Genomic DNA, 26,561 nt, shown 5'->3' on the forward strand with positions numbered 1-26,561 from the left:
GCGACAAAGGCTCCTTCGGGAGCCTTTGTTGTTTTGTGGCCGCAGCCTCGCTCCCGGGCTTGCGACCCGGAAATGTCGCAAAAGAATACGGCACCTTCTGCCTTGAGGAATTTTTTTGATCAAATTTGCTTGCCAGCTTCGATTGGTCACGCCAATGTAGGGGCAACAAGACAAGGAGCACGCGCATGGACTTCTCTGCGCTCAGAACAATTCGTATCGCCGCCTGTGACCTCAACGGGCAAATGCGCGGCAAACGCCTCCCCGTCGGCATGGCCGACAAGCTGGGTGAAGGCTCCGCCCGCATGCCGTTTTCGGTTCTCAACGTCGACATCTGGGGCCGTGACATAGAAGACAGCCCGCTGGTGTTTGAAACCGGCGACGCCGATGGCATTCTGCTGCCCACCAAACGCGGCGCCGTGCCGATGCCCTGGCTCGCCACCCCCTCGGCGCTGGTGCCGATGAAGATGGTGCATGAAGATGGCCGCCCGTTCTTCGGCGACCCGCGTCAGGTGCTGGCTCATGTGCTCGACCGCTATACCGAGAAGGGCTGGACCGTGGCCGCCGCCACCGAGCTGGAGTTCATCCTGATCGACGACGCAGGCAGCCAGCCGCTGCCGCCCATTGATCCGCTGACCGGTCGCGCTCTGGACCAGCAATCGGTGCTGTCGATTGCCGAGCTGGACGCCTATGACGACTTCTTTACCGATCTTTATGATGGTGCCGAGGCCATGGGCATCCCGGCCCAGGATGCAATTTCCGAGGCCGGTCTGGGTCAGTTCGAGATCAACCTGACCCATCAGGACGCCATGCGCGCCGCCGATGATACATGGCTCTTTAAGGCGCTGGTCAAAGGGGTTGCGCGCAAACACGGCTTTGCCGCCACCTTCATGGCGAAACCGTATGCCGAGGAAGCCGGCAACGGCATGCATGTGCATTTCTCCGTCTGCGACACCGATGGCACCAACATCTTTGACAATGGCGGCCCCGAGGGCACGCCCGCCTTGCATGCGGCGGTGGCAGGCTGCATCAACGCCATGCGCGACAGCACGCTGGTCTTCGCCCCGCATGGGAACTCCTATGAACGGCTGGTGCCCGGCGCCCATGCGCCCACCTCCGCCGCCTGGGCCTATGAAAACCGTACCGCCGCGATCCGCATTCCCGGCGGCAGCCACAAGGCCCGCCGGATCGAACACCGGGTCTCTGGCGGCGACATCAACCCTTATCTGATGCTCGCCACCGTCCTTGGCGCGGCGCTCATCGGCATGGAGGACGGGTCCACGCCCCCGCCCCCCTCAGAGGGCAATATCTACGAGATCGAAGGCCTGCCGCAGCTTGCTGGCAGCTGGGCCGAGGCCATCGACCTGTTCGAGAACAGCCCCCTCATCGCGCGCATCCTGCCGCCGATGGCCATCCGCAATCTGGTGATGACAAAACGCCAGGAGCTTGCGGGCTTTGCAGAGAAGCCGGCAGAGGGCCATTGGCTCTCGTGGCTCGAAGCCGTATGACCGCGGAGAATGGGTTCGATGTGCGAACCTCCAGTTTTGATCATATTTGGTGACTTATGAAGATCGGCATCCTGCAAACCGGCCACGCCCCAGAAGAGCTGAAACCCGCCTCCGGCAATTATGACGAAATGTTCCGCGCGCTGCTTGCGGGGCATGGGTTCAGCTTCGAGACCTATCCGGTGCTTGACGGGGTCTTCCCGGATACGGCCGAGGCCGCCGACGGCTGGCTGATCACCGGCTCCAAATTCGGCGCCTATGAGGACCACGACTGGATCCCGCCGCTGGAGGATCTGATCCGCCAGATCCACGCCCGCAAGATGCCGCTGGTCGGCATTTGCTTTGGCCATCAGATCATCGCGCAGGCCCTTGGGGGCAAAGTGGTGAAATACGATGGCGGCTGGAGCGTCGGCCATACCGAATACCGCCTGCACGGCGCGCCGGTGCAGCTGAATGCCTGGCACCAGGATCAGGTGGTGGACAAACCCGCAGAGGCCCGCGTGATCGGTCAGAGTGATTTCTGCGCCAATGCCTTTCTGGCCTATGGCGATCACATCTGGACCGCGCAGCCGCACCCCGAATTTCAGAATGCCTTTGTCTATGGTCTGTTGCGGACCCGCGGCAAGGGCGTGGTCCCCGACGCTCAGCTTCAGGCCGCGTCAGAGACCCTCGACCGCGCCACCGACTCAACGCAAATAGCCAATGAGATTGCCGACTTCTTCAAGAAAGTGAGGACCCGATGACGAGCCCGACGCGCTGGCAGGAAAATCTGCCCGAAGCCGCAAAGACCTATCTGGAGGGCCGTCGTCTCGACGAGGTTGAATGCGTTATCTCGGACCTTCCGGGCATCGCCCGAGGCAAGGCGGTGCCAGCGTCGAAATTTGCCAAGCAGGATTATTTCCACCTGCCCGACAGCATCTTCTACCAGACCATCACCGGCGACTGGGCCGATGCGGCGGATGAAGATGGCTGGATCGAAAAGGACATGACGCTGAAGCCCGACATGTCCACAGCCACGGCCGCCCCCTGGACCGGCGATTGGACCCTTCAGGTGATCCATGATGCCTACGACCGCGACGACAAGCCGGTGCCCTTCAGCCCGCGCAACGTGCTGAAACGTGTCGTCGACCTCTATCACGCGCAGGGTTGGAAACCTGTGGTAGCGCCGGAGATGGAGTTCTTTCTGGTGGCCCGCAACGTCGACCCTGCCCGCGACATCGAACCGATGATGGGCCGCTCTGGTCGCCCTGCCGCCGCCCGTCAGGCCTATTCCATGACGGCCGTGGATGAATTCGGCCCGGTGATTGACGACATCTATGACTTTGCCGAGGCGCAGGGCTTCGAGATCGACGGCATCACCCAGGAAGGCGGCGCCGGTCAGCTGGAAATCAACCTGCGCCATGGCGACCCGGTGAAGCTGGCGGATGAGGTGTTCTACTTCAAGCGGCTGATCCGCGAGGCGGCGCTGCGCCACGATTGCTTTGCCACCTTCATGGCCAAGCCGATCGCAGATGAGCCGGGTTCGGCGATGCACATCCACCACTCGATCATCGACATGGAAAGCGGCGAGAATATCTTCTCCGGTCCACAGGGTGGCGAGACGGATGCTTTCTATCATTTCATCGCCGGTCTGCAGACCTATCTGCCCGCAGGTCTCGCGGTGATGGCGCCCTATGTGAACTCCTATCGCCGTTATGTGAAGGACCACGCCGCGCCGATCAACCTGGAATGGGCGCGCGACAACCGCACCACCGGCATCCGCATCCCGCTGTCGGGACCGGCGGCGCGTCGGGTGGAAAACCGCATCGCAGGGATGGACTGCAACCCCTACCTCGGCATCGCGGTGTCGCTGGCCTGCGGCTATCTCGGCCTAATGGAAGAGCGCCGCCCCACCCGCCAGTTCAAGGGCGATGCCTATGAGGGCGATGGCGACATTCCCCAGGTGATGGGCCAGGCGCTGGATCTTTTTGACGAGGCCAAGGCGCTGCACGAGGTGCTTGGCCCCGACTTTGCCCGCGTTTACAGCTGCGTGAAACGGGCTGAATACGAGGAGTTCCTGCAGGTTATCTCGCCATGGGAGCGCGAGCATCTGCTGCTGAACGTCTGATCCATTGGCGCCGCGCCCCGTCCTGGGCGTGGCGCCAATGGATATTTATGAGAAGTTGAAAGACCAGCCCCCTGCGTTTGAACCTCAGGGGTGGCAGACCCATGAGGCCGACCCGATGGCGCTGAACCTGTTGCACGCAAATGACCGCCCCGGCAAATATCCCGAAAGCTGGTATGCCGCCACCGCGACGCCGGGGGTGCATTATCCTTCGCTGTCGGGGGGCGTACGGGCGGATGTCTGCATTGTGGGCGCGGGCTACACCGGCCTGTCGGCAGCGCTGCATCTGGCCGAAGCGGGCCGCAAGGTGGTGCTGCTGGATGCGCAACGGGTAGGCTTTGGCGCCTCCGGGCGCAATGGTGGCCAGCTGGGCTCCGGCCAGCGTCAGGACCAAGAGGTGCTGGAGCGCATGGTGGGACGTGAGGATGCCACCAAGCTCTGGACCCTGGGCGAAGAGGCCAAGGACCTGGTCAAGGGGTTGATCGCCAAGCATGATATTGACTGTCATCTGAAACCCGGCGTAGCCTGGACCGCCGACAGCGCCCGCGAGGTGCGGCATCTGCATGACTATGGCCGTCACCTGCAGGACGCTTATGGGTATGACCAGATCGAGATCCTCGATCAGGAGGCATGCCAGGCCATGTGCCCCTCGCCGGCCTATGTTGGCGGCGTGCTGGATCACGGCGCCGGGCATCTGCATCCGCTGAACTACGCGCTTGGTCTGGCGCGCGCTGCCGCCGCAGCCGGGGTGCAGATTTATGAGCGCAGTGAGGTCTTTGCCATCGAGGATGGCCCACAGGTGGAGATCCGCACCGGCGAGGGCACGGTGCGCGCCGACCATCTGATCCTGGCCTGCAACGGCTATCTCGGCGGGCTGAACGATCAGGTTGCTGCGCGGGTCATGCCGATCAACAATTTTGTCGCCGCCACTGAACCGCTGGGCGATGACGCCGCCCGGGTGCTGGCCCGCGACGTGGCGGTCGCCGACAGTAAGTTCGTGGTCAACTACTTCCGGCTCAGCCATGACAAGCGGCTGCTGTTCGGCGGTGGCGAGAGCTATGGCTATCGTTTTCCCAGCGATGTCGCCGCCAAGGTGCGCCAGCCGATGACCGAGATCTTTCCGCATCTTCGCGACGTGAAGATCGACTACGCCTGGGGCGGCACTCTGGCTATCACCATGAAACGCCTGCCCTATCTGGCGCGGGTCTCGCCGCGTATCCTGTCGGCCTCGGGTTATTCTGGCCATGGCGTCGGCACCGCCACCCATGCGGGCCGTCTGATGGCCGAGGCCATCGCCGGCCAAAGCGACGGGTTCAACACCATGGCGCGCATTCCCACCGCCCCTTTCCCGGGTGGGCCCAAGATGCGCACGCCGCTGCTGGCGCTGGCGATGACCTGGTTTTCCCTGCGCGATCGGCTCGGCCTCTGATCTCGGCCGGGGGCGCTGCCCCCGGACCCCCGAGGTATTTTTGTAAAGATGAAGACGGGTCACGCCCCCATTCACCTGAAATGAAGCAGAGCTGAAGACAGCGAATCTCCGGTGCTGTCGCCGCGCGCCACATCGCTCCTTTGGCCAAGTTTCGGGCGCGACATCCCTGCCCCAAGGCAACAATTTCGTGAAATTTGCACCCCGCAAGTGCCTGAGCACAGGGGAATCCTTGGCATCTCGACGTCATTGTTTTATATTTCTGAAAAGGTAAATTCAGGATTTTGAAATATGAGCCAGACCCCCAATTCCCAGGTCCCGAACGTCCAAGTTCCGAATGTGCATCAGGGTGAACCCATCCCCGAGGCTGCGCGCGAGGCGATCGAGGCCTTGATGCAATCGGGCGACCTGTTTCGCTACACCGCACCAGAGGATGCGCCGGTGTCCTTGCTGGAGACGGAGTTTGCCGCACTTCTGGGCAGCAAATATGCGCTGGCGGTCTCGTCCTGTTCCGCGGCGCTGTTCCTGTCGCTGAAGGCGCTGGATCTGCCCCGTGATGCCCGTGTGTTGATCCCCGGCTTTACCTTTGCCGCTGTGCCCTCCTCAGTGGTGCATGCGGACTGCGTGCCGGTGCTCTGCGAGGTGGGTGAGAACTACCGCATCAACATGGACGACTTTGCCGCGAAGCTGGATCAGGACATTTCTGCCGTGATCATTTCGCACATGCGCGGGCATACCTCCGACATGGATGCGATCATGGCGTTGTGCGATGCGCGTGACATCCCCGTGGTGGAGGATGCGGCCCATTCGCTGGGCACCACCTGGCACGGGCGCAACATCGGCACTATCGGCCATGTCGGCTGTTTCTCCTTCCAGTCCTACAAGATGCTGAACGCTGGCGAAGGTGGCATTCTGGTGACCGATGACGCCGATCTCGTGGCCCGCGCGGTAATCATGTCCGGCGCCTATGAACACAACTGGCAGAAACACAAACCGGCGCGTGGCGACAATGGCACCGCGCTGGCCGAGGCCTTCGGGCGCTGGCAGAACCTGCTGCCACTGTATAACCTGCGCATGAGCAACCTCTCTGCCGTGGTGATCCGCCCGCAGATCCCTGAGCTTGCCCGCCGCGTTGCCGATGGGCTGAAGAACCACGATTATGTGGCTGCAAAGCTGAACGCCCATGCCAATTTCCACGTACCCGCACCGCTGGCGCCCGAACGTCGCGCGCCGGATTCGATCCAGTTCAATCTGGTCGGCATGACTGATACGCAGATCGCAGATTTTGCGCAGGCTACGGCGGACAAGGGGATGAAGGTGCAGATCTTTGGTCGTTCCACCGACAACGCCCGGGCGTTCTGGAACTGGCAATTCCTCAAGGATCTGCCAGAGCTGCCGGAAACCCGCGCCATGCTGATGCAGGCCTGCGATGTGCGCCTGCCGGTGCGTCTGACACAGGCAGAACTGGATGTGATCGCGGATATCCTGCTGGCCTCGGTCGAGGAGGTCATGGCACGCGAAGCCGCCTGATCGACGGGGCAACACACTGACTTTGTGAAGGGCGCGTCCGAACGCGCCCTTCTTCATGTCCACCATCTCCCGCGCCCATCGCCGCCGCGCGTCAGCGCGGCGCCCGGCCCAACTGGCGGTACTGCATCTTTGATGCGGTGCCGGTGGGCGGGAGCGCTCCCGCGCGTCGCGCCTGACATCAAAGATGTCAGGCCGCCCCTTGGGCCGGGTCGCGAGCATTGCGCAAAAAAAAGCCCCGGCAAACCGGGGCTTTCTACAGCTTCAGTTAAGAAACAGGCGCCCTCAACTCAGCTTTGAGAGTTTTTCCTGCAGCTCCGCGAGCTGGCGCTTGATGGTGTTCAAATCGTCTTCGCTCTCACCGCTATCATTATCCTCGCCGCCGCCAGTCCAGCCGCCACTCATTCCGCCGGTCATCGCCTTCAAGAACGCCTCCTGCTGGGTTTTCATGGCCTCGAAGCCGGGCATCTGCGCCATCGGATTGATCGCCGTCATATTCTCCATCATCTTCGACTGGCTGTCGCGCAGCATATCGAAAGACGCCTGCAGAAACTGCGGCATCACACCGCCACCCGGCACCATATAGCTGCGCACCAGGTCGTTGAGCACATTCACCGGCAACACGTTTTCGCCGCGGCTCTCATGCTCGGCAATGATCTGCAACAGATACTGGCGGGTGAGGTCATCCCCCGTTTTCAGGTCAAGGATCTGCACCTCGCGCCCGTCCCGGATAAAACCTGCGACATCTTCCAGCGTCACGTAATCGCTGGTCTCGGTATTGTAGAGCCTGCGGCTGGCATAGCGTTTAATGAGCAGAGGCTTATCCTGTTCCGCCATTCTCTTCTCCCCGGGAAATGTGCGCGTTGCAAAAACCCTAGGCGAGGCTGTCATAAAAAGAAAGCACTGAAAGCAAAAGGAGATGCTGCTGAGAACACCCCCCTTTCACCGCTGGAGGCGGATCAAGTGCAACGCACTCTTTAGAGGACACAGACTCTCTGTGAATGCCGCTGTTGTCTCACTTTGAAGGTCCGCAACCCGTCCCCAGGCTCACCGAAGGCCTCCATCATCACAAGCGAAGATCCGTCGGACCGGTCCCGATGCACCGCTTTCGAGGGGGCCAGCCATACCGCGTGCCTCATCGGCCCCGGAAGAGCCCCTTGTGCCCAACACTGATTGCCAGGCTCTCAGACACAAAAAAGGGCAGGCGCGCAGCCTGCCCTTTTCTTCGGGGTCCCGTTGGTTGGGAGGAGAGCTGAACGGGCCCCCGGACGTTCTCGCTGGCGATTATTTCGCGGCAGCGGCTTTCTTGGCAGCGGTGGAGACCTCTTCAGTGGCCTTCTTCACAGCAGCAGATGCCTCTTCAGACATGTCCTTGCCAGCCGACATCATCAGCTCGACGGTGTCCATCTGAACCTTTTTGGCAACTTCGGCGAAGGCTGCCATGTTCTCGGCTGCAACTTCAGCGGAAGAAGATGCAAAATCGGTTGCCGATTTGGCGTAGTCGGCCGGATCGGCTTTCGCCTTGGAGATATCGCTCATCTTCGCCAGAGTGTCTTTGGTCCACTTGCTGGAGATCTCGGCGTTTTTCTCGGCCGCGTCCAGCGCAACGGAGGAGAGCTTCTCGTTCAGAGCGGCAGTGTTCTTGAAGAAGTCTTCCATCGCGGAGGTGTCAACCGGGAAGGAAGCCATCATGTCTTTCATCATCGCGGAAAAATCTTGGGTCTTAGCCATGGTACTCATTCCTTTATTACGATCCTTCGGAACGCGTCCGATCAGGAGGGTCCTAGCGGGAACCGCCCCGCTGTTGAGATCAATATGCATGCCGCAGTGCAGCATTTCAAGCAAAATTTGCTGCGTTGCAGAAATTTCATCTTAGTTTTACGTTAGCGATGCGCATTGAGGCACAGGTCTCCAGCGCATCCGTAGCGCGCGCCCTCGGTATCCTGCGGCGCGGGCCTCTATAGACACGCCAGAGAGAGCGACGTCAGGCAATCAGCTTTTCGACCACCTCGGCCCAGCAGATGTGCTGTACATTCCGCCCCCCCTCACGACCTTGCTTTGGCGCGCACATATTGGCCCGGTGCGGCGTCCAAGGCCGGATAGGACGCATGCGCCCCCGGCACCCGGGCGGGGACCTGCTTGCCGGATCGCGTCTTCAGCCAGCTGCCCCAGCGCGGCCACCAGGACCCTTCGGTAAAGCGCGCGCCCGCCATCCATTCGTCCGCGTCCGCTTTCAGGTCGTCGTTGACATAATGGCCGTATTTGTTGCGGCTGACCGGGTTCACGATCCCAGCGATATGGCCCGACTGGCTGACAACAAAGGTCTTGGAGCGCGATCCCATCTGCTGCACGCCGCGATAGCATTGCTTCCAGGCGGCAATGTGGTCGGTCTCGCAGGTGATCGACATCAACGGCACATCCACGTCGCGCAAGTGCAGCGTCTCGCCAAACAGCTCAAACCCGCCCTCCGCGAACTTGTTGCCCTGACACAGCCCGCGCAGGTACTGCACCGCCATCCGGCCCGGCAGATTGGCCCCGTCCCCGTTCCAATAGAGCAGATCGAAGGCAGGAGGGGTTTCGCCCATCATGTAGCTGCGGATCGCCGGGCCGTAGACCAGATCATTGGCCCGCAGATAAGAGAAGGTCCGCGCCATGATGTAGTGTGGCATGATCCCGTCGTCACCGATCTCCTCCTCGATCGCATCTACAAAGTCGTTCTGAAGGAAGGGGGTAAAATCCCCCTGATCGGAAAAATCCGTCAGCGCGGTAAAGAACGTCGCGGATTTCACCGACTTGTCACCGCGCTTCTTCATCAGGGACAGGGTCAGGCTCAGCGTCGTGCCGGCAATGCAATAGCCCACCGCATTGACCTGTTTGGTGCCGCAGATCTCCTTGACCACCTGGATCGCCTTCAGGAACCCGTCCTCGACGTAGTCCTCCATGCCAATATCCGCATAATCCTCATTCGGATTGACCCAGGAGACGACAAACAGGCTATAGCCCTGGTCGGTAATCCACTTGATCAGGCTGTTCTTTTCCTTGAGGTCGAGGATGTAGAACTTGTTGATCCATGGTGGAAACAGCACGATCGGCGTCTCATGCACGGTCTCTGTCGTCGGCCGATAGTGAATGAGCTCCATCATCCGATTGCGGAACACCACGTCGCCGGGGCTGGTGGCGATATTGCGACCGATTTCAAAGGCCGTGTCATCCGCCAGCCGCACGATCAGCTCGCCATCGTTGGCCTCCAGATCCGCAACCAGGTTCTCCAGCCCGTCAATCAGCGACTGGCCGTCCGTCTCCAGTGCCTTTTCCAGCGCATCCGGGTTCGTCGCGAGGAAATTCGTCGGCGCCATCATATTGATGATCTGATCAGAAAAATAGCTCAGCCGCTGCCGGTCCACCCGGTCCAGATCCTCGACCTCCTCGACGGCGGTGCGGATCGTCTCGGCATTGGTCAGATACTGATCGCGCACAAATCTGAAATAGGGATTGTTCTCCCACATCGGATTGGCAAAGCGGCGATCTGCCGGGCGGGGCACATCAGCTTCTTCGGGTGCGCCTTTCAGGGCGCCAGCCATGGCTTTCTGTGCTTCGGCAAAATTCTCGACCGACTTGCCCCAAAACTGCACCTGCTGTTCCAGCAGTCGAGAGGGGTTTTGTGCCATCGCGGCCCAATAGGACGATGCTGCACGTGCGAAAAGCTCTTGATTCGGAGCGTCCAATCCGGGGTTATGGGTCTTCTTATGCGCCATTACCTCTATCAGGCGCTTGGACAGCTGCTCCACGCGTTCAAGATTTTCCTTAAGCTGGTCAATCTGTTCCGCGGAGGTTGCTTCAATAGCCTTGTCGGTTGTTGTCATCTTAAGGAAACCCTCTTAATCTTTCTGCTGTGCAGAATACTTGCCCTGCCATTCTACGGCAAAGCGACCCAAGGTCCGAATCCGCCGGAATGATCCGGCACACTCGGGCTCAAACCGCGGCACGAAAAGCACCGCCAAGGAGACGCGTATGCGCTACATGATGTCCTACGACCTGATGGAGACGGTTCGGAACACGAACCAGTGGCTGGGCGCGACGGCGCAGTCCATGGCCTCCTATCCGGCCTTCGCCGCCCTGCCCAACCCGATGCTGAGCTGGCTGGCTGGTTGGGGCGAGGTCACCGAACGCAGTTTCAAACGCATGGTGGCCAAACCCGACTGGGGTATCCATGTCACCACGCTGAACGATGGCAAGGATCACCTGGTCGAGGTCGACACGGTTGTTGAAAAGCCGTTTGGCGACCTGATCCACTTCCGGGTCACTGACCGCCCCGAACAACCCCGCAAGGTTCTGGTTGTTGCGCCGATGTCCGGCCATTACGCCACCCTCCTGCGCTCCACGGTCAAAAGCCTCATTGAAAACTGCGAAGTTTATGTGACGGACTGGCACAACGCCCGCGACATTCCGGTCTCTGCCGGCAAGTTCGACGTGGAAGATTACACCCTCTACCTCGTTGATTTCATGCGCGAGCTTGGCCCTGACACCCATGTGGTTGCGGTCTGCCAACCTGCCCCCCTGACGCTGGCGGCCACTGCCTATCTCGCCGAGATGGAGCCCAAGGCCCAGCCCACGTCCCTGACCCTGATCGGTGGCCCGGTGGACCCGGACGCGACTCCGACAGATGTAACAGATTTTGGTCATCGCGTCACCATGGGCCAGCTTGAACAGACCATGATCCAGCGCGTCGGTTTCAAATACAAGGGCGTGGGCCGCGCGGTCTATCCCGGCCTGTTGCAGCTGTCGTCTTTCATGTCGATGAATATGGACCGCCACTCCAAGGCCTTCTCCGAGCAGATCATGCGGGTCAGCCAAGGCGACGCCACGGACCACGATGCCCACAACCGGTTCTACGACGAATATCTCGCGGTCATGGACATGCCGGCCGAGTTCTACCTCTCCACCGTCGAGCGGGTTTTCAAGAACCGCGAAATCGCCAAGAACGAATTTGTGGTGGATGGTCATAAGGTCGACATCGGCAAGATCACCGATGTGGCGGTCAAAACCGTCGAAGGCGCAAAGGACGACATCTCCGCGCCTGGCCAATGCATCGCCGCGCTGGATCTCTGCACCGGCCTGCCTGACAGCAAAAAGGCCAGCCATGTCGAGCCTGACGCTGGCCACTACGGCATTTTTGCGGGCCGTTCCTGGCGCAACAACATCCGCCCGCTGGTGATTGAATTCATGGACGCAAATGCCCGCAAACCTGCGCGCAAGGCGGCCGCCAAACCCGCCCAGGCTGCACAATAGGCCGGAGAACCGTGATGTCAGCGCCCCTTCGCTTTGCCTGCGCCTGCGGCAGCCTCTGCGGCCATGTCGAGCCGACGTCGGTCAAACAGGGCACACGTATCCTCTGCCACTGCGCGGACTGCCGCGCGGTGGAGCTGTATCATGGCTGTCCGGACCCCAATGGCACCGGCGTCGACCTGCTGCAACTCAACCCTGACATGGTGACCATCGACCAGGGTGCAGAGCATCTGCGGCTGCTGAAACTATCCCCCAAGGGTCTTTTGCGTTGGTATGCGGGCTGCTGCGGCACGCCACTGTTCAACAGCCTTGGCAAACCAAAGTTGCCGTTCATCGCGGTGCGATCCGCCCTTTTTGATGACCCCGACCAGCTCGGCAAGGTGATCGCGCAGGCCTTCATCCCGCAGCCGGGCAAACCGCCCAAACACGAAGGCGCGGCACGTATGACCATGAAACTTGCCAGTCGCATGATCTCTGCTTGGGCGTCCGGTCGCTGGCGGCAGACGCCGCTGTTTGACATAGACAGCGGCGCACCGAAGGCGGAGCCGCTGATCCTGACCAAATCCGAACGGCGCGCCCTCACCGCAGGGGAATAGCTTCGCGACCCTGCCTTGCCTGTGCTCGGCAAGGGGTGGCAAGGGGTGCAACGCCTCCCCCAACCTAGACTGCCTGCACATCACTCAATCGTCGCGGCGCGCGCATCATCAGCTGGCGGTGTCGTTAGGGGCGTCTTCCCGTTTGACCAAAGGCCCGCGAGACCTGACCCGCTCGGCAGGTAGGCTGCCCACAGGGGAGCCGCCGTCCGTGTGTCACCGCATCATGCGCGATATCAGGCGCTCGCCCGCAGCGCTGGCGTCAGCTGCAAAATCTCTTCTGGCACGGGCTCTATCACTTGCGAGGCCACAGGTGACGGCTGGAAATTACGGCGCGACCGTCGGCTGACCCAAAGCGGTTCATGTTCCGACGGGGCAGCGCTCTCACGCGCAGCTCCGTCTCCAACGATCCAGCTGTGCAGGATCGCAGAGATACGATCTGGCTGTTCCATCAACGGAAGATGCCCGGCATCCTCGATCATTTCCATCCGGGTGTTCTTCATCAATTCGGCGGTGAACATCTGCCGCTTCACCGGAATGATCTGGTCATGCACCCCGCAGATCACCAGCCCGGGCTGCTCTGCCCGCATCAATGTCGCTTGCTGGTCGATCCGTCGTTGCAACATCCGACTCTGTGCAACAAAGATGTCGGGTCCAAGGTCTTCCGCCATATCGGCGATCTGCCCCATGATCTGACTGCGCAGCGGGCTCGGGGCCAGACTGGCCGCGGGAAAGACATCCTGCATCACCGCCCGCAATCGCCCGGACCGTGCGCGGATGATCCAGGGTTCCCGCTCGGCCGCCTTTGCCGGGGTTTCCGACAGCGGGCTTGATGCGATCAACCCGATCCCGGCAATACGATCCGGCGCAACCTCAAGCATCGACATCGCGATGGACCCGCCAAGTCCGGCGCCAATAACGGTAAATTTCGCAGGCAGGTGAGCCAGCAGAGAGGCGGCCACATCCTCGACCCGATCCGCGCTCAGCACCGGTGCGACGGTGACCGGCACGTCGTATCGTGAAAGCAATCGGATCTGCGGCTCCCAGATCCGACCATCACTCATGAATCCCGGCACCACCACCACAGGGTGCCCCGACAGCTCCGCTGGTTCATTCATCTGTATCTGCCCGTTTTCCTGCGCGCCTATAAGTGGCGCTTGGGTTCACTACATGTCCCAAAGTGCGGGGCAGCAAGGACTTTTTTACTTTGCGTAAAATTGGTTAAGAATGTGTGACTTCCTCAATACCCGTTCCAGCGAAACGCCCCATCCGGTGCGAGCGGCGAATACGGATTATGCGCAATCTCCCAGACGTGCCCATCCGGAGCGCGAAAATACCCAATGGTGCCGCCCCAGAACACCGCCCCTGCCTCGCGCAGGATTTCGGCCCCCGCGTCCCGCGCACGCGCCATCAACGGGGCCACCTCGCCTTCGGTGCGCACATTGCAGCTTAACGTCATCGCCCCGGTCCCGAGCGCCTCCACCGGCAGGTTCATATCCTCTGCCAGCTTGTCCAGCGGGTATAATCCGATGGTTTGCGAGATCAGATCAAATGCGATCACCCCATCGGGGCTCTCCGCCCGCGTCCATCCCAGCGCCTCGTAAAACCGTGCCGATGCCTCCACATCCGGCACACCCAACGTGATCAGGCTCACTCTCTGGTCCATCTCAAAATCCTCACCATAAAAATATCACCCCAAAAGATGCGTATTGTCAGAGCTTACACAATTCGGAACAAAATGTGAACACCCATCAACGGGCCCACGTCATCCTTGCGCGCACACCTCTGCGACAGCCTCTGCAATCAACCGCAAACAGGCTTCGTCCGAGAACCGGTGATCGGCGTCTTTCACCAGTTCCAGCCGCATATCCTCACAGGTTGCATGCTCCAACAGCCGCAGCGCGGTCGCGGTCGATACCGCCGAGTCGTCGGTGCCCTGCAGGCAGCGCACCGGGAAAGGCAACGCCAGCGCATCGCGCAGCACCAACCGCGTGCGGCCATCCTCAATCATCCGTTTGGTGACCACATAGGGCTCCATGTAGTCACTCGGCAATTCGACCCGCCCGCGCGTGTTCAGCTCGTCCTTTTGCGCATCGGTGAAATTCGCCCAATAGCCATCTTCGGTGAAATCCGGCGCGGCGGCGATAGTCACCATGCCTTTGATCCGCCCAGCCCGCGCCTTCGCCAGCAACAGCGCCTGCCACCCACCCATGGACGACCCCACCGGTACGATCTCACTCTGTGTCAGCTGATCCACAGCCGCCAGCGTGTCCTCGTGCCAGTCACCGATGCACCCGTCCTCAAACCTGCCGGAACTCTCGCCATGCCCCGAGTAGTCAAAGCGCAAAAACGCCTGCCCGCGCGCCTTGGCCCAGTCTTCCAGAAACAGCGCCTTGGTGCCCTCCATGTCGGACTTCAAACCACCGAGGAACACCACGCAGGGCCCCTGCCCGTCGGTCTTGTGATAGGCAATGCGTCGCCCTTGGGCGGTTTCCAGATATTGCGGCGCCATCGGCTGTCTCCCAAAATTCTTCATGCGTCCTCACATGCCATGGGTGGTGAGATTCGCCAAATCCGCCCCCTTCATCTTTTTCAAAATACCTCGGGGAGCGCGAGGGGCAGCGCCCCTCGCCCACAGCACCCGCCTTTTTGCACCCGCTACCTTGACCTCACCGCCCCCCTCCGCCAAACAGCTCTCACACATATAACCCGCAACCGGGCGTTCAGTGGGCGCCAAACCGACGAGGAGAGCCAAGATAATGGCCCAAGTCTCCCTTACATTCCCCGATGGCAACGCACGGTCCTATGACGCAGGCATCACCCCTGCCGAGGTCGCCGCCGACATCTCCACCTCGCTTGCCAAGAAGGCCATCTCCGCCACCGTGGACGGTCAGCACTGGGACCTCCAGTGGCCGATCACTGCCGACGCCGTGATCGCCCTTCACACCATGAAGGACGAGGCTCAGGCCAACGAGCTCATCCGCCACGACCTCGCCCATATCATGGCGCGCGCCGTGCAGGAGATCTGGCCCGACACCAAGGTCACCATCGGCCCGGTGATCGAGAACGGCTGGTATTACGATTTCGACCGCAAGGAGCCCTTCACCCCCGAAGATCTCGGCACCATCGAAAAGAAGATGAAAGAGATCATCAACAAGCGCGAGCCGGTGACCACCGAGGTCTGGGACCGCGCAAAGGCGGTGCAGTATTATACCGACAACAACGAGCCCTATAAGGTCGAGCTGATCGACGCCATTCCCGGCGACGAGCCGCTGCGCATGTACTGGCACGGCGACTGGCAGGATCTCTGCCGGGGTCCGCACCTGCAGCACACCGGCCAGGTGCCGGGCGATGCGTTCAAGCTGATGTCGATCGCGGGTGCCTACTGGCGCGGCGACAGCGACCGCGCCATGCTGCAGCGCATCTACGGCGTCGCCTTCACCGGCAAGGAGAAGCTCAAGGCCCATCTGACCATGCTGGAAGAGGCCGCCAAGCGCGACCACCGCAAGCTGGGCCGCGAGATGAACCTGTTCCACATGCAGGAAGAGGCCCCGGGTCAGATCTTCTGGCACCCCAACGGCTGGAAAATCTACACCACCTTGCAGGACTACATGCGCCGGATGCAGGACCGCGACGGCTATGTCGAGGTCAACACCCCGCAGGTGGTCGACCGCAAGCTCTGGGAGGCCTCGGGCCACTGGGACAAATACCAGGAAAACATGTTCATCGTTGAGGTCGACGAGGACCACGCCCGTGAAAAGGCGGTGAACGCGCTGAAGCCAATGAACTGCCCCTGCCACGTTCAGGTCTTCAACCAGGGTCTGAAATCCTACCGCGACCTGCCCCTGCGCATGGCGGAGTTCGGCTCCTGCGCGCGCTACGAACCCTCGGGCGCGCTGCATGGCATCATGCGGGTGCGCGGCTTTACCCAGGACGATGGGCATATCTTCTGCGCCGAGGATCAGATCGAATCCGAGACCGCAAAATTCATCGCCTTCCTGTCCAAGGTCTATGCCGATCTCGGCTTTCACGACTGGACCATCAAACTGTCGACCCGCCCCGAAAAGCGCATCGGCAGCGACGAGAGCTGGGATCTGGTGGAAAAGGCGCTGGGGGATGCCTGCAAGGCCGCCGGCTACGAGTATGAGCTGCTGGAAGGCGAAGGCGCCTTTTATGGCCCGAAGCTGGAATTCACCCTGACCGACGCCATCGGCCGCAACTGGCAATGCGGCACTCTGCAGGTGGACCCCAACCTGCCGGAACGTCTGGATGCGAATTTCATCGGTCAAGACGGCAGCAAGCACCGCCCCTTCATGCTGCACCGCGCCACATTGGGCTCGTTTGAACGTTTCATCGGCATCCTGATCGAGGAACACGCCGGCAAGCTGCCCTTCTGGCTGGCGCCGCGTCAGGTGGTGGTGGCCTCCATCACCTCCGAGGCGGATGACTACGTCAACGAGGTGGTCGAAACCCTGCGCGCCGCCGGTGTGCGGGCCGAGGCTGACATCCGCAACGAGAAGATCAACTACAAGGTCCGCGAACACTCCGTGGGCAAGGTGCCGGTCATTCTCGCCGTCGGTCACCGCGAGGTCGAGGAGCGCAGCGTTTCGGTGCGGCGTCTGGGCGAAAAGCAGACCAAGGTGGAAAGCCTGGCAAATGTTACAGAAGAGCTGTCGCGCGCTGCGACGCCGCCGGATCTTCTGTAATAATTCCCCTCTGAAACTGAAACGAACGGCCCCCACTTGGGGGCCGTTTTGTTACAACAGGCCGAAATATCGCAAAAACAGCGGCTTGCGGGCAACGCCTCTCTGACATTGACTGACGCGGACGTGAGGCACGGCCTCGTGAGTTTATTTTCGCAACCCTCCCCGGTTAAGGTAGCCCTGTCACCAAAGACGACGCTCATCACTTCAGGAGGACACGCGTATGTCGACCACCAAGAAAACCCTCGCCGTTGCCGGCGCCGTTGCCGCAGCTCTGACCGCCGTCACCACCACCCACGCCTCGGCGCAGGCCAAGGAAAAATGCTACGGCGTTTCCCTTGCAGGCCAGAACGACTGCGCCGCCGGTCCCGGCACCACCTGCGCCGGCACCTCCACCGTGGACTACCAGGGCAACGCCTGGACCCTGGTGGACAAGGGCACCTGCACCGAGATGGACCTGCCGGCAATGGCCGATGGCACCGACCGCTCCGGCGCGCTGGAGCCGCTGGAACGCGACCTGCCGGCCTAAGGCCCAAGCCCGGACATCACGTCCGACGCATACAACGGGCGCGCACAACTCGGCGCGCCCGTTTCTCCCGGCCAAGGCCCGCCGGCTCTCCTGTTCTCCGCCTGATTCAGCCTGATCCAGAAAGAGATGCGCCATGCTCACCCGCCCCGACTGTTCCCCGCGTCCAGACGCGCTGCCACATGCGCCCGGCGTCGGCTACAAGCCGCAGCATTTCCAGCATATTCTGGAGGATGCCGGATCGGTCGAATGGCTGGAAATCCACGCCGAGAACTACATGGGCGATGGCGGCCGCCCGCTGGCGCAGCTGCGCCATCTGTCGCAACGCTTCGCCATTTCGGTGCATGGCGTCGGCCTGTCGATCGGCGGCGCAAGCCCGCTGGATCCAGATCACCTCGCCCGCCTCAAGCACCTCACGGATTGGCTGAACCCCGCGAGCTTTTCCGAACATCTCGCGTGGTCCACCCACGACAGCCATTTCTACAACGACCTGCTGCCGCTGCCCTATACCAACGCTACGCTGGCCCGTGTCAGCGATCACATCGATCAGGTGCAGGGCCTGCTGGGTCGCCAGATGTTGCTGGAAAACCCCTCCAGCTACCTCGCCTTTGCCGAGAGCACCTGGGAGGAACCCGCCTTTCTGCACGAGATTGCCAAACGCACCGGCTGCGGATTGCTGCTGGACGTCAACAATGTCTTTGTTTCCGCCACCAACCTCGGCTATCGCCCGCAGGATTACATCGACGACTACCCGCTTGATTTAGTGGGGGAAATTCATCTTGGCGGCCATGACGAGGACGAGGATGACCACGGCGCTCCGCTCTTGATCGACAGCCACGGGGCCGCGGTGGTGGACCCGGTCTGGGCGCTGCTGGACTACACGCTGGCCCGCTCCGGCCCCAAACCGACGCTGGTGGAATGGGACACCGATGTGCCCGACTGGCCCGTGCTGGAGGCTGAGGCCGCCCGCGCCGCCGCCGCGCTGAACGCCGTGAAACTGGCCGCCTGATGTCGCGCGAGGACCAGTTCACACGCGCCATTCTGGACGCACGCCTGCCGGTGCCCGAGGGGCTGCTGGATGGCGCCGATCAGCCCGCCGGGCGGCGCTTCAGCGTCTATCGCAACAATGTCGCCGTCTCCCTGACCGAAGCACTGCATCAGGGCTTCCCCGTCATCACAAAGCTGCTGGGGCCGGAAAATATGGACGGGCTCGCCGCCCTCTATCTGCGCGCCCAGCCGCCGACCACGCCCCTGATGATGCACTATGGTGAGGGCTTTCCCGACTTTCTGGAGGGCCTCGAACAGCTCTCTCACCTCGGCTATCTCGGCGATGTCGCACGGCTGGAACTGGCCCTGCGCTGCAGCTACCACGCCGCCGATGCACCGCCCCTCGACACGCTGCACCTCGGCACCCTGCCGCCCGACGAACTGATGGCCAGCCGCCTCAGCTTCGCGCCCGCGATGGCCGTGCTGCGCTCGCCCTGGCCGATCCACGCCATCTGGGCCTACAACACCCATCCCGACGCGCCCAAGCCCATTGCCCGCGCCGAGGATGTGCTGATTACCCGACCCGAATTCGACCCCATTCCGCAGCCTTTGCCCCCGGGCGGTGCGGACTGGATTGCCAGGCTTCAGGCAGGCGAGACCCTCGGCAGCGCGACCGAGGCCGTCACAAGTGATTTTCCCGATTTTGACCTCAGCGCCCCGCTGGCGCTTCTGATCGAGGGCTTGGCCCTCACCGACCTCTCGCAATAGGACTTCGCATGAACGCCCTGATTTCTCTGCATAACGCCGCATTCGACCTGATCGAGCGCGCGGGCAATTGGCTGATGCCGCTGTTTGCCCGCTTCACCTTTGCCGCCGTGCTGCTGATCTACTACTGGAACTCCGGCCTCACCAAACTGGGCGATGGCCTCTTCGGCGTGCTCTCGCCCTCGATCGGCGCCTACAGCCAGATTTTCCCGAAACAGCTGGAGGCCGCGGGCTATGACGTCTCGCAGCTTGGTGTCTTTCACTGGGCCGTCGTCATGGCGGGCACCTACGCCGAATTCATCCTGCCGCTGCTGATCGTCATCGGCTTTGCCACCCGTCTCGCTTCGCTGGGCATGATCGGCTTTGTGGTGATGCAATCGCTCACGGACGTCTACGGCCACGGCGCCACCGATGCCAAGACGCTTGGCGCCTGGTTCGACCGCGCCTCCGACAGCACCATCATGGACCAGCGCCTGCTCTGGGTCTTTGTCCTGGTGGTGCTGGTGGTCAAGGGCGCCGGCGCGCTCTCGGTGGACGCCCTGCTGCGGCGGCGCCAGGACGATGCCAGCGCCTGAGCCATCACCGTTCCCCCGTAAAATGACGGCGCGCGAGGATCATGCCTCGCGCGCCGTTTTCACTCAATCAAGCGCGTATCTTCAGGCCACGCCAAGCGCCGATTTTACATCCGCGGTCCAGCCGAGATAGAGCTGATCGCCCGTCTCGATCAGCGGTCGTTTCATCAGGCTTGGATGCTCTTTGACCAGCTCCAGCGGCGGGCGCGCCCGCTCATCTTCACTCAAACTTCGCCATGTGGTTGAACGTGTGTTGAGGAATTTATCCGGAAATTGAGCATATGCCCGCTCAATAACCACCTCTGGAACACCGTCTTTCCGCACATCGACAAACACCGCATCCGGCAATGATTTCAGCGCCTTGCGGCACGTATCACATGTCTTCAACCCATATAGCTTCACGACTGCTTCCCCTTGCATATGAAAGTTTCACACAATTTATGGTAGAGCCCCACCGATTTTCTTTGATTTTTCGAAACTGCGTGCCACACTCAAACTGGCTCTTTTGAATTAAAGGGCTTCGGTTATCGTGTTCCGGACACCATCCATCGGCTCCGGCACGCGTGGACGAAAGGTACTTTGAGCATGCTCAAAGTGAAGTGCAAGTAAGAAGGAGACACGGGACATGCCAACTGGCACCGTGAAATGGTTCAACACCACCAAGGGCTATGGTTTTATTGAACCCGAAGAGGGCGGCAAGGACGTGTTTGTCCATATTTCCGCCGTCGAACGCTCTGGCCTGACCGGCCTGGCTGACAACCAAAAAGTGGGATATGAGCTGAGCGAAGGCCGAGATGGCCGCGAAATGGCCGGCGATATTCGCCTGCTCTGAGCCCTTCCCCCAAAATCACCGCTGCGCCCGAACTGCTTGTGTGTGGCTTGGGCGCAGCCGCGACTCTTTCAAAAATCAAAATACCATCAGTGCCGATCGTCAGACAGGGGTCCGCAGGTACTCCGTCAGCACACAGCCCGGCGCGTCATCTCTGAGCGGAATTTTTGCCGCCACCCGCCAGGCCGTATCGTCAAAGGCCGGGAAATAGGCATCAGCCTCCGCGATGTCCAGATCAACCTCGGTGATCATCAAACGGTCCGCCATCTCCAGCATCCCCTTGTAGATCCCGGCACCACCGATCCCGTAAATCCGCGCATAGCCCTCACTCCGCGCCAGTGCTACCGCCTCCGTGATCGAGGAGACCACGGTCTCTGCCGCGTCGGGGTTCGACGATACGACAATATTCAGGCGATTTTTCAACGGCTTGAACGGCAGAGAGTCCCAGGTATTGCGGCCCATGATAATGGCCCCGCCAGAGGTCTCACGCTGAAACGCCTTCAGGTCCTCCGGCGCGTGCCAGGGAATGTCGTTGTCCTTGCCGATGGCGCCATTGCGGGCCCGCGCGACGATGAGTGTGATCATGGGAAAGCCTGTCCTTGCCCCCAGCGGTCAAACCGCAACGGGCGCTTTGATGGTGGGATCCGGGTCATAGCCGACGACCTCGAAATCCTCGTATTTGAAGTCAAAGATCGACGTCACGTTCCGCGCGATCCGCAGCTTCGGCAGAACCTTGGGCTGGCGCGACAGCTGCAATTGCACCTGCTCCATGTGGTTCGAATAAATATGCGCGTCCCCCATCGTATGCACGAAGGTCCCAGCCTCATATCCAGTCACATGGGCCAGCATCTGTAACAACAACGCGTAGGATGCGATGTTGAACGGCACGCCAAGGAACATGTCCGCCGAGCGTTGGTACAACTGCAGATGCAGCTTGCCGCCCAGCACCCGCACTTGCCACAGAGTATGACAGGGCGGTAGCGCCATCTCCGGCACGTCACCCGGGTTCCAGGCGCTGACAATCAGGCGGCGACTGTCGGGGCTGGTCTCGATCATCTTCACCAGATCCGCAATCTGATCGACAGTGCCCGCACGATAAAGCGGCTCATCCCCCAGCGTGCCCTCGGCCAGCTCCAGCCGCGGGAATCTGCGCCACTGGTGGCCATAGACGGGGCCGAGGTCGCCGTTCTCATCCGCCCATTCGTTCCAGATTGAGACACCATTATCCTTTAGATACTTGATGTTGGTATCGCCGGACAGGAACCAAAGCAGCTCATGGATGATCGAGCGCAGATGCAGCTTTTTCGTGGTCACCAACGGAAACCCATCCGCCAGATCGTAGCGCTGCTGCATCCCGAAACAGGACAGCGTGCCGGTGCCGGTGCGGTCACTGGTTTCCACCCCGTGGTCGAGGATATGCTGCAAGGCATCGTGGTACTGCTGCATGGGAAAACCTCCTGATTGCCGGTCGGTGATACCGCGCCAAACCCCGAGATCCAAGCGCTTTGCTCTGCCCCTCTCGACATTCCCGCCACCGAGCTTAGGTTGACCTGCGACGCCGAATTGTTTCGGTAACTGAAAAAGGACATTCCCATGCCGCTCAAGTATCTGCACACGATGGTCCGCGTGAAGGATCTGGACAAATCCATGGCGTTCTATGCGCTTCTGGGCCTGCAAGAGATCCGCCGCCATGACAGTGAGGGCGGCCGGTTCTCATTGATCTTTCTCGCGCCTCCCGGTCAGGACGAAGCCCCGATCGAGCTGACCTGGAACTGGGACGGCGACGACGAGCTGCCCTCTGACAGCCGTCACTTTGGCCATCTCGCCTATGAAGTCGACAATATCTACGAGACCTGCCAGCACCTGATGGACAATGGCGTCACCATCAATCGCCCGCCGCGCGATGGGCGCATGGCCTTTGTGCGGTCACCCGACAATATCTCCATCGAGCTGCTGCAGGCCGGTGACGCGCTTGACGCTGCAGAGCCATGGGCCAGCATGGAAAACACCGGCCATTGGTAAGCCTCATCATATGACACCTGTCATGTGAGACTTGCCCTTGATGCCCTGCCACGCCCGCGCCCGGACCGGTCGCGGGAGCGGCTTCTGGCACCTTATCCCTTTGACAACCCTGAATATTGCGACCGCCACTCCCATCAGTCGGAGCGCCGGTGATACCGTTGAAAAAATACGGCCCGCCCGGAATAGACTTGCGTAGGTCCGCATGACCAAGCTGCTCATACAGCGCGGATCGGACCATGCGGAGCACTATTTCAGCAAGACAGCCCGTTGCAGCGCAGGCCTCATGGTCGCGAAAGCCAAGGGAGCGTTCTATGAATAAGGGCGTCATGACGATGCGGTCCATCACCTTCTGATTTGACGATATATCAAAGGCCCGTCGCAGCATCGCACGGCCACCGCCACCGAAACGCAACGCGCCCCCGCCAGCCAATGCGCTCTTGCAGCTTCCAGCAATCGGCACCGGACAGGGCCGCGCTCTCGCCAGACCGGACGGTCACACGACATCCAGCCCGGCGCAGGTCAATACCTGGACCGGGCTGGGTGAGAGCCATCATGCACATGCGGGCAAGCAATCAGGACCAGCGATCCGTGGTCGATCACCCAAACGTCACGTGCCTCCTGCTAAGGAAGGACAGGCGCGCGCCGCAACATGGATCTTACATCCGCAGGTCGCAACTGGTCGGGTGGCCCATGGGGTCACCGTCGCAGCATGCCCGAACCAATGGGATGCAACGTGTTACGTACACTCTACTAACAGATTGCCGAATTTTCCGGCGTCGGCAGTGCCTTGGTTGCTTCTGCAACCACCCCGGTCTCATCATCCTGACCGCGCATTGCGGTGGCTTGGACAGGGTTGACAGTTTTGCTGGGTCGGCAAATTTGACTGGTGATCTCCGGCACAGCCGAAGGAGGCAAAAAAGGCGAACGTCGTGCAATTCCTGTCTTTATGCTCCACGGACCTTGGGCCCGAAAAACGGTTCTTAATAGATGTAGCGAATTTGGTCTGACCAGTACCGCTCCATACGCTTGAGAGAGACGGTGATATCCTCGATCCCTTCGGCGCTGATCACGCCTTTGGTCTCCAGGCCCTCAGCGTGACGAGAGAACAGCGACGCAACAATGTCGCGGATTTCCCGGCCGCGGGGGGTCAGGCGCACACGGACCGACCGACGGTCGATTTCGCAGCGCTGATGGTGCATATAGCCCATCTCCACCAGCTTCTTCAGATTGTAACTTACGTTACTGCCCTGATAATAGCCGCGGCTTTTCAGTTCCCCGGCTGTCACCTCATTGTCGCCAATGTTGAACAGCAACAGAGCTTGCACCGCGTTGATGTCAAGGACACCCACGCGTTCAAACTCATCCTTGACTACATCTAGCAGCAGGCGGTGCAGACGCTCCACCAGTGCAAGTGCATCCAGGTAACCAGTCATGAATCCTTTCCGATCCAGCTGGTTGATTGGTCGTTCCATACTCATGCAGCATCTCCGAGTCGAAATTGCTTCTCGTCGAATATGACGGCAATTTCCTGAAAATGCGTTAAACTGGATTTCTCTTTTATTTTTCGTATGTTCTCGAGATTTCATCGATCAGAGCGTGAAACGGCTCCGGCGCGGCGACCTGACCTGTTACCCATTGGTAAAGATCTTGGTCATTTTCCCGCAAAAGCCGATCATAGAGCGTCAAACCCTCATCGCTCATCTGAGCCAGATTCGCCGCCGCATACCCGGAGAGGAGAATGTCCATCTCCTTGATCCCACGGCGCATGGACCGCATGGAGAGCCGCTTGATGCGGACCTCCCGCGTTTCCTGGCCTGCTTCGGCTTCGATCATTCCGCAGGCTCCTGGGATGCCACCAGACGACGCAGGGACTTTTCCAGACGCCCCGCCCGTTCGGCCTGCGACCGCAGATCTTCGCGCAGGCTGCGCAATTCGCGTGCGATCGCGGAAATGTCCTCGCCCAGCGAGTCCTCTGTCGGACCAGACAGGTCATCGCCTTCGCCGGTCAGCAACCAGCTCATGGAGACATTCAAGAGCCCCGAAAGCATCGACAGCTTGTTGGCCCGCGGCTCGGACAGATCCTGCTCCCAGCCCGCAAGGGTGGATTTCTTCACCCCCATGCGGCGGGCCAGCTGTCCCTGGGACATGCCGGAGCTTTCCCGGGCCGCGGCCACGCGATCACCAAACGTTGCTGCGTCAGGGCCGTACCAGTCCGTCGTGGTGTCGGTCATGTGGTCTCTCCTTCGTGGATGACTTGATTGCCGTTTGGCCTCATCTTATGAGGTTTAAAGATGACATTCAAACCGAGGTCCGACATGTCCTTTCTATCTGCGACACTTTCCCGCGTGAAGCCTTCGCCGACCATCGCGGTCACCAACAAGGCCCGCGAGCTGAAGGCGGCGGGGCGCGACGTGATCGGCCTGGGTGCGGGCGAGCCCGATTTCGACACGCCGCAGTCCATCAAGGACGCCGCCGTGCGCGCCATCGCCGAGGGCAAGACCAAATACACCGCAGTCGACGGCATCCCGGAGCTGAAGCAGGCGATCTGCGAAAAGTTCAAGCGCGACAATGATCTCGACTACACGCCCGCGCAGGTCACGGTGAACTCCGGCGGCAAGCAGACGCTGTATAATGCGCTGACGGCGACGCTCAATCCCGGCGACGAGGTGATCATCCCGGCGCCCTATTGGGTCAGCTACCCCGACATGGTGCTGCTTGCGGGGGGCACGCCGGTCGCGGTGGAGGCCAGCCTGGAGACCAACTTCAAGCTGACGCCGGAGCAACTGGAAGCGGCGATCACCGACAAGACCAAATGGTTTATCTTCAACTCGCCGTCCAACCCCACCGGCGCGGGCTATTCGCGCAGCGAACTCAAGGCGCTGACGGATGTGCTGCTGCGCCACCCGCATGTCTGGGTGATGACGGATGATATGTACGAACATCTCGCCTATGACGGTTTTGAATTTGCCACCCCGGCCCAGGTTGAACCCGCCCTCTATGACCGCACGCTGACCTGCAATGGCGTCTCCAAGGCCTATGCGATGACCGGCTGGCGCATCGGCTATGCCGCCGGCCCCGAGCCGCTGATCGCCGCCATGCGCAAGGTGCAGTCGCAGTCCACGTCGAACCCCTGTTCGGTCAGCCAATATGCCGCGCTTGAGGCGCTGACCGGCCCGCAGGATTTCCTCGCTGCCAATAACGAGATCTTCGTACGCCGCCGCAATCTCGTGGTGTCGATGCTGTCGGAGATCGACGGGCTGACCTGCCCGGTGCCGGAGGGGGCCTTCTACGTCTACCCGTCGATCGCCGGGTTGATCGGCAAGACCACGCCCGCCGGCACCAAGGTAGTCGATGACGAGAGTTTTGCCACCGCGCTTCTGGAAGAGGCGGATGTGGCGGTGGTCTTTGGCGCAGCCTTTGGCCTGTCGCCGAACTTCCGCGTCAGCTACGCCACCTCGGATGAGGCGCTCAAAGAAGCCTGCACCCGCATCCAGCGTTTCTGCGCGTCGCTGCGCTAAGCCGCGCGGGACCCAAGGACTCGTGCAGGAATGACCGGGGCGTCGTGTAGCAGCGCGGCGCCCCGTTTTGGCATCTTGCAACGGATCTCGGGATCGCCAGAGGACCCCATCCGCAGGGATGCCCCACCATAGCCCGTCAGCTCCGGGTGATTGGCAGGGTTAGATTGACGCAACATCGCGCCGCCTCTTGCTTCGCCGTAT

Annotated in this window: 27 protein-coding genes; 15 read left to right on the forward strand and 12 right to left on the reverse strand. The window is 61.1% G+C overall.

Annotated elements, in window-relative coordinates:
- Window positions 1-185 precede the first annotated feature (185 nt).
- The 5 genes from R1T40_RS07690 (at window position 186) to R1T40_RS07710 (ending at window position 6,562) form a co-directional block, all read left to right on the forward strand.
- Complete coding sequence (locus tag R1T40_RS07690; RefSeq protein WP_106162782.1) at window positions 186-1,505, forward strand: glutamine synthetase family protein; 1,320 nt, start codon at window positions 186-188, stop codon at window positions 1,503-1,505.
- A 56-nt stretch (window positions 1,506-1,561) separates the two neighbouring features.
- A complete protein-coding gene (locus R1T40_RS07695) occupies window positions 1,562-2,245 on the forward strand; it encodes a type 1 glutamine amidotransferase (RefSeq protein ID WP_317386481.1) in 684 nt (227 codons plus the stop codon).
- Window positions 2,242-3,609, forward strand: coding sequence for a glutamine synthetase family protein (locus R1T40_RS07700; protein WP_317386482.1), 1,368 nt, complete (start codon window positions 2,242-2,244; stop codon window positions 3,607-3,609). The genes R1T40_RS07695 and R1T40_RS07700 overlap by 4 nt, the downstream gene beginning before the upstream one ends.
- 115 nt (window positions 3,610-3,724) lie before the next feature.
- Entirely contained in the window at window positions 3,725-5,035 is a 1,311-nt protein-coding gene (locus tag R1T40_RS07705; protein WP_317386959.1) for an NAD(P)/FAD-dependent oxidoreductase, read from the forward strand.
- A gap of 288 nt (window positions 5,036-5,323) precedes the next feature.
- Window positions 5,324-6,562, forward strand: a complete 1,239-nt coding sequence (locus R1T40_RS07710) for a DegT/DnrJ/EryC1/StrS family aminotransferase (RefSeq protein ID WP_317386483.1) — start codon at window positions 5,324-5,326, stop codon at window positions 6,560-6,562.
- 282 nt (window positions 6,563-6,844) lie between these two features.
- Here R1T40_RS07710 and phaR read toward each other — a convergent pair whose 3' ends face one another.
- The 3 genes from phaR to R1T40_RS07725 all read right to left on the reverse strand — a co-directional run bounded on the left by phaR (window position 6,845) and on the right by R1T40_RS07725 (window position 10,422).
- A complete protein-coding gene (phaR, locus tag R1T40_RS07715; RefSeq protein WP_106162787.1) occupies window positions 6,845-7,396 on the reverse strand; it encodes a polyhydroxyalkanoate synthesis repressor PhaR in 552 nt (183 codons plus the stop codon).
- Between the two features lie 447 nt (window positions 7,397-7,843).
- A complete protein-coding gene (locus R1T40_RS07720) occupies window positions 7,844-8,290 on the reverse strand; it encodes a phasin family protein (protein ID WP_106162788.1) in 447 nt (148 codons plus the stop codon).
- Between the two features lie 314 nt (window positions 8,291-8,604).
- A complete protein-coding gene (locus tag R1T40_RS07725) occupies window positions 8,605-10,422 on the reverse strand; it encodes a PHA/PHB synthase family protein (RefSeq protein ID WP_317386484.1) in 1,818 nt (605 codons plus the stop codon).
- A 148-nt stretch (window positions 10,423-10,570) separates the two neighbouring features.
- Between R1T40_RS07725 and phaZ the strand changes: the two genes are divergently transcribed.
- Entirely contained in the window at window positions 10,571-11,848 is a 1,278-nt protein-coding gene (gene phaZ / locus R1T40_RS07730) for a polyhydroxyalkanoate depolymerase (protein ID WP_106162790.1), read from the forward strand.
- Between the two features lie 14 nt (window positions 11,849-11,862).
- On the forward strand, window positions 11,863-12,441 hold the full coding sequence (locus tag R1T40_RS07735) for a DUF6151 family protein (RefSeq protein ID WP_317386485.1): 579 nt from the start codon (window positions 11,863-11,865) through the stop codon (window positions 12,439-12,441).
- A gap of 233 nt (window positions 12,442-12,674) precedes the next feature.
- Here R1T40_RS07735 and R1T40_RS07740 read toward each other — a convergent pair whose 3' ends face one another.
- From R1T40_RS07740 to R1T40_RS07750, 3 genes are all read right to left on the reverse strand, one after another.
- On the reverse strand, window positions 12,675-13,556 hold the full coding sequence (locus R1T40_RS07740) for an alpha/beta fold hydrolase (protein ID WP_317386486.1): 882 nt from the start codon (window positions 13,554-13,556) through the stop codon (window positions 12,675-12,677).
- A 122-nt stretch (window positions 13,557-13,678) separates the two neighbouring features.
- Entirely contained in the window at window positions 13,679-14,104 is a 426-nt protein-coding gene (locus R1T40_RS07745) for a VOC family protein (protein WP_317386487.1), read from the reverse strand.
- 99 nt (window positions 14,105-14,203) lie between these two features.
- Window positions 14,204-14,950, reverse strand: coding sequence for an alpha/beta hydrolase (locus tag R1T40_RS07750; RefSeq protein WP_317386488.1), 747 nt, complete (start codon window positions 14,948-14,950; stop codon window positions 14,204-14,206).
- 247 nt (window positions 14,951-15,197) lie between these two features.
- On the opposite strand from R1T40_RS07750, the gene thrS reads away from it, so the two are divergent.
- From thrS to R1T40_RS07775, 5 genes are all read left to right on the forward strand, one after another.
- The gene (gene thrS / locus R1T40_RS07755; RefSeq protein ID WP_317386489.1) at window positions 15,198-17,144 is read left to right on the forward strand and encodes a threonine--tRNA ligase; all 1,947 of its coding nucleotides are present in this window, start codon (window positions 15,198-15,200) and stop codon (window positions 17,142-17,144) included.
- Between the two features lie 220 nt (window positions 17,145-17,364).
- On the forward strand, window positions 17,365-17,670 hold the full coding sequence (locus R1T40_RS07760) for a BufA1 family periplasmic bufferin-type metallophore (RefSeq protein ID WP_106162796.1): 306 nt from the start codon (window positions 17,365-17,367) through the stop codon (window positions 17,668-17,670).
- A 133-nt stretch (window positions 17,671-17,803) separates the two neighbouring features.
- On the forward strand, window positions 17,804-18,676 hold the full coding sequence (gene bufB, locus R1T40_RS07765; protein WP_317386490.1) for an MNIO family bufferin maturase: 873 nt from the start codon (window positions 17,804-17,806) through the stop codon (window positions 18,674-18,676).
- A complete protein-coding gene (locus R1T40_RS07770) occupies window positions 18,676-19,422 on the forward strand; it encodes a DNA-binding domain-containing protein (RefSeq protein ID WP_317386491.1) in 747 nt (248 codons plus the stop codon). Before bufB ends, R1T40_RS07770 begins: the two co-directional genes overlap by 1 nt.
- Before the next feature lie 8 nt (window positions 19,423-19,430).
- A complete protein-coding gene (locus R1T40_RS07775; protein WP_317386492.1) occupies window positions 19,431-19,994 on the forward strand; it encodes a DoxX family protein in 564 nt (187 codons plus the stop codon).
- Window positions 19,995-20,075: 81 nt separating this feature from the next.
- Here R1T40_RS07775 and R1T40_RS07780 read toward each other — a convergent pair whose 3' ends face one another.
- Window positions 20,076-20,393, reverse strand: coding sequence for an ArsC/Spx/MgsR family protein (locus tag R1T40_RS07780; protein WP_317386960.1), 318 nt, complete (start codon window positions 20,391-20,393; stop codon window positions 20,076-20,078).
- 223 nt (window positions 20,394-20,616) lie between these two features.
- Between R1T40_RS07780 and R1T40_RS07785 the strand changes: the two genes are divergently transcribed.
- Window positions 20,617-20,823, forward strand: coding sequence for a cold-shock protein (locus tag R1T40_RS07785; protein WP_106162800.1), 207 nt, complete (start codon window positions 20,617-20,619; stop codon window positions 20,821-20,823).
- A gap of 99 nt (window positions 20,824-20,922) precedes the next feature.
- Here the strand turns inward: R1T40_RS07785 and R1T40_RS07790 are convergent, their stop codons facing one another.
- Both R1T40_RS07790 and R1T40_RS07795 read right to left on the reverse strand, forming a co-directional pair.
- The gene (locus R1T40_RS07790; RefSeq protein WP_317386493.1) at window positions 20,923-21,405 is read right to left on the reverse strand and encodes a dihydrofolate reductase; all 483 of its coding nucleotides are present in this window, start codon (window positions 21,403-21,405) and stop codon (window positions 20,923-20,925) included.
- 27 nt (window positions 21,406-21,432) lie between these two features.
- Window positions 21,433-22,266 (reverse strand): thymidylate synthase, encoded by an 834-nt coding sequence (locus tag R1T40_RS07795; protein WP_317386494.1) that lies wholly within the window; start codon window positions 22,264-22,266, stop codon window positions 21,433-21,435.
- Window positions 22,267-22,413: 147 nt separating this feature from the next.
- Here R1T40_RS07795 and R1T40_RS07800 point away from each other — a divergent pair, with 147 nt between their 5' ends.
- A complete protein-coding gene (locus R1T40_RS07800; protein WP_317386495.1) occupies window positions 22,414-22,842 on the forward strand; it encodes a VOC family protein in 429 nt (142 codons plus the stop codon).
- Between the two features lie 980 nt (window positions 22,843-23,822).
- Here R1T40_RS07800 and R1T40_RS07805 read toward each other — a convergent pair.
- The 3 genes from R1T40_RS07805 to R1T40_RS07815 all read right to left on the reverse strand — a co-directional run bounded on the left by R1T40_RS07805 (window position 23,823) and on the right by R1T40_RS07815 (window position 25,073).
- On the reverse strand, window positions 23,823-24,320 hold the full coding sequence (locus R1T40_RS07805; RefSeq protein WP_207796894.1) for a MarR family winged helix-turn-helix transcriptional regulator: 498 nt from the start codon (window positions 24,318-24,320) through the stop codon (window positions 23,823-23,825).
- A gap of 79 nt (window positions 24,321-24,399) precedes the next feature.
- Complete coding sequence (locus R1T40_RS07810; protein ID WP_106162804.1) at window positions 24,400-24,675, reverse strand: succinate dehydrogenase assembly factor 2; 276 nt, start codon at window positions 24,673-24,675, stop codon at window positions 24,400-24,402.
- Complete coding sequence (locus R1T40_RS07815) at window positions 24,672-25,073, reverse strand: helix-turn-helix domain-containing protein (RefSeq protein WP_317386496.1); 402 nt, start codon at window positions 25,071-25,073, stop codon at window positions 24,672-24,674. Before R1T40_RS07815 ends, R1T40_RS07810 begins: the two co-directional genes overlap by 4 nt.
- An 84-nt stretch (window positions 25,074-25,157) precedes the next feature.
- On the opposite strand from R1T40_RS07815, the gene R1T40_RS07820 reads away from it, so the two are divergent.
- On the forward strand, window positions 25,158-26,360 hold the full coding sequence (locus R1T40_RS07820) for a pyridoxal phosphate-dependent aminotransferase (protein WP_317386497.1): 1,203 nt from the start codon (window positions 25,158-25,160) through the stop codon (window positions 26,358-26,360).
- Window positions 26,361-26,561 lie beyond the last annotated feature (201 nt).

Source organism: Tritonibacter scottomollicae (assembly GCF_032924845.1).
Classification (GTDB): domain Bacteria; phylum Pseudomonadota; class Alphaproteobacteria; order Rhodobacterales; family Rhodobacteraceae; genus Epibacterium; species Epibacterium scottomollicae.

Coding starts and splice junctions, on each gene's coding strand:
- R1T40_RS07695 (WP_317386481.1), top strand. CDS start 1,562: ATGAAGATCGGCATCCTGCAAACCGGCCACGCCCCAGAAGAGCTGAAA.
- R1T40_RS07725 (WP_317386484.1), bottom strand. CDS start 10,422: ATGACAACAACCGACAAGGCTATTGAAGCAACCTCCGCGGAACAGATT.
- R1T40_RS07805 (WP_207796894.1), bottom strand. CDS start 24,320: ATGAGTATGGAACGACCAATCAACCAGCTGGATCGGAAAGGATTCATG.
- R1T40_RS07770 (WP_317386491.1), top strand. CDS start 18,676: ATGTCGCGCGAGGACCAGTTCACACGCGCCATTCTGGACGCACGCCTG.
- R1T40_RS07815 (WP_317386496.1), bottom strand. CDS start 25,073: ATGACCGACACCACGACGGACTGGTACGGCCCTGACGCAGCAACGTTT.
- phaR (WP_106162787.1), bottom strand. CDS start 7,396: ATGGCGGAACAGGATAAGCCTCTGCTCATTAAACGCTATGCCAGCCGC.
- R1T40_RS07800 (WP_317386495.1), top strand. CDS start 22,414: ATGCCGCTCAAGTATCTGCACACGATGGTCCGCGTGAAGGATCTGGAC.
- R1T40_RS07700 (WP_317386482.1), top strand. CDS start 2,242: ATGACGAGCCCGACGCGCTGGCAGGAAAATCTGCCCGAAGCCGCAAAG.
- R1T40_RS07750 (WP_317386488.1), bottom strand. CDS start 14,950: ATGGCGCCGCAATATCTGGAAACCGCCCAAGGGCGACGCATTGCCTAT.
- bufB (WP_317386490.1), top strand. CDS start 17,804: ATGCTCACCCGCCCCGACTGTTCCCCGCGTCCAGACGCGCTGCCACAT.
- R1T40_RS07740 (WP_317386486.1), bottom strand. CDS start 13,556: ATGAATGAACCAGCGGAGCTGTCGGGGCACCCTGTGGTGGTGGTGCCG.
- R1T40_RS07820 (WP_317386497.1), top strand. CDS start 25,158: ATGTCCTTTCTATCTGCGACACTTTCCCGCGTGAAGCCTTCGCCGACC.
- R1T40_RS07735 (WP_317386485.1), top strand. CDS start 11,863: ATGTCAGCGCCCCTTCGCTTTGCCTGCGCCTGCGGCAGCCTCTGCGGC.
- R1T40_RS07705 (WP_317386959.1), top strand. CDS start 3,725: ATGGCGCTGAACCTGTTGCACGCAAATGACCGCCCCGGCAAATATCCC.
- R1T40_RS07745 (WP_317386487.1), bottom strand. CDS start 14,104: ATGGACCAGAGAGTGAGCCTGATCACGTTGGGTGTGCCGGATGTGGAG.
- R1T40_RS07795 (WP_317386494.1), bottom strand. CDS start 22,266: ATGCAGCAGTACCACGATGCCTTGCAGCATATCCTCGACCACGGGGTG.
- R1T40_RS07760 (WP_106162796.1), top strand. CDS start 17,365: ATGTCGACCACCAAGAAAACCCTCGCCGTTGCCGGCGCCGTTGCCGCA.
- R1T40_RS07690 (WP_106162782.1), top strand. CDS start 186: ATGGACTTCTCTGCGCTCAGAACAATTCGTATCGCCGCCTGTGACCTC.
- thrS (WP_317386489.1), top strand. CDS start 15,198: ATGGCCCAAGTCTCCCTTACATTCCCCGATGGCAACGCACGGTCCTAT.
- R1T40_RS07810 (WP_106162804.1), bottom strand. CDS start 24,675: ATGATCGAAGCCGAAGCAGGCCAGGAAACGCGGGAGGTCCGCATCAAG.
- R1T40_RS07775 (WP_317386492.1), top strand. CDS start 19,431: ATGAACGCCCTGATTTCTCTGCATAACGCCGCATTCGACCTGATCGAG.
- phaZ (WP_106162790.1), top strand. CDS start 10,571: ATGCGCTACATGATGTCCTACGACCTGATGGAGACGGTTCGGAACACG.
- R1T40_RS07720 (WP_106162788.1), bottom strand. CDS start 8,290: ATGGCTAAGACCCAAGATTTTTCCGCGATGATGAAAGACATGATGGCT.
- R1T40_RS07790 (WP_317386493.1), bottom strand. CDS start 21,405: ATGATCACACTCATCGTCGCGCGGGCCCGCAATGGCGCCATCGGCAAG.
- R1T40_RS07785 (WP_106162800.1), top strand. CDS start 20,617: ATGCCAACTGGCACCGTGAAATGGTTCAACACCACCAAGGGCTATGGT.
- R1T40_RS07710 (WP_317386483.1), top strand. CDS start 5,324: ATGAGCCAGACCCCCAATTCCCAGGTCCCGAACGTCCAAGTTCCGAAT.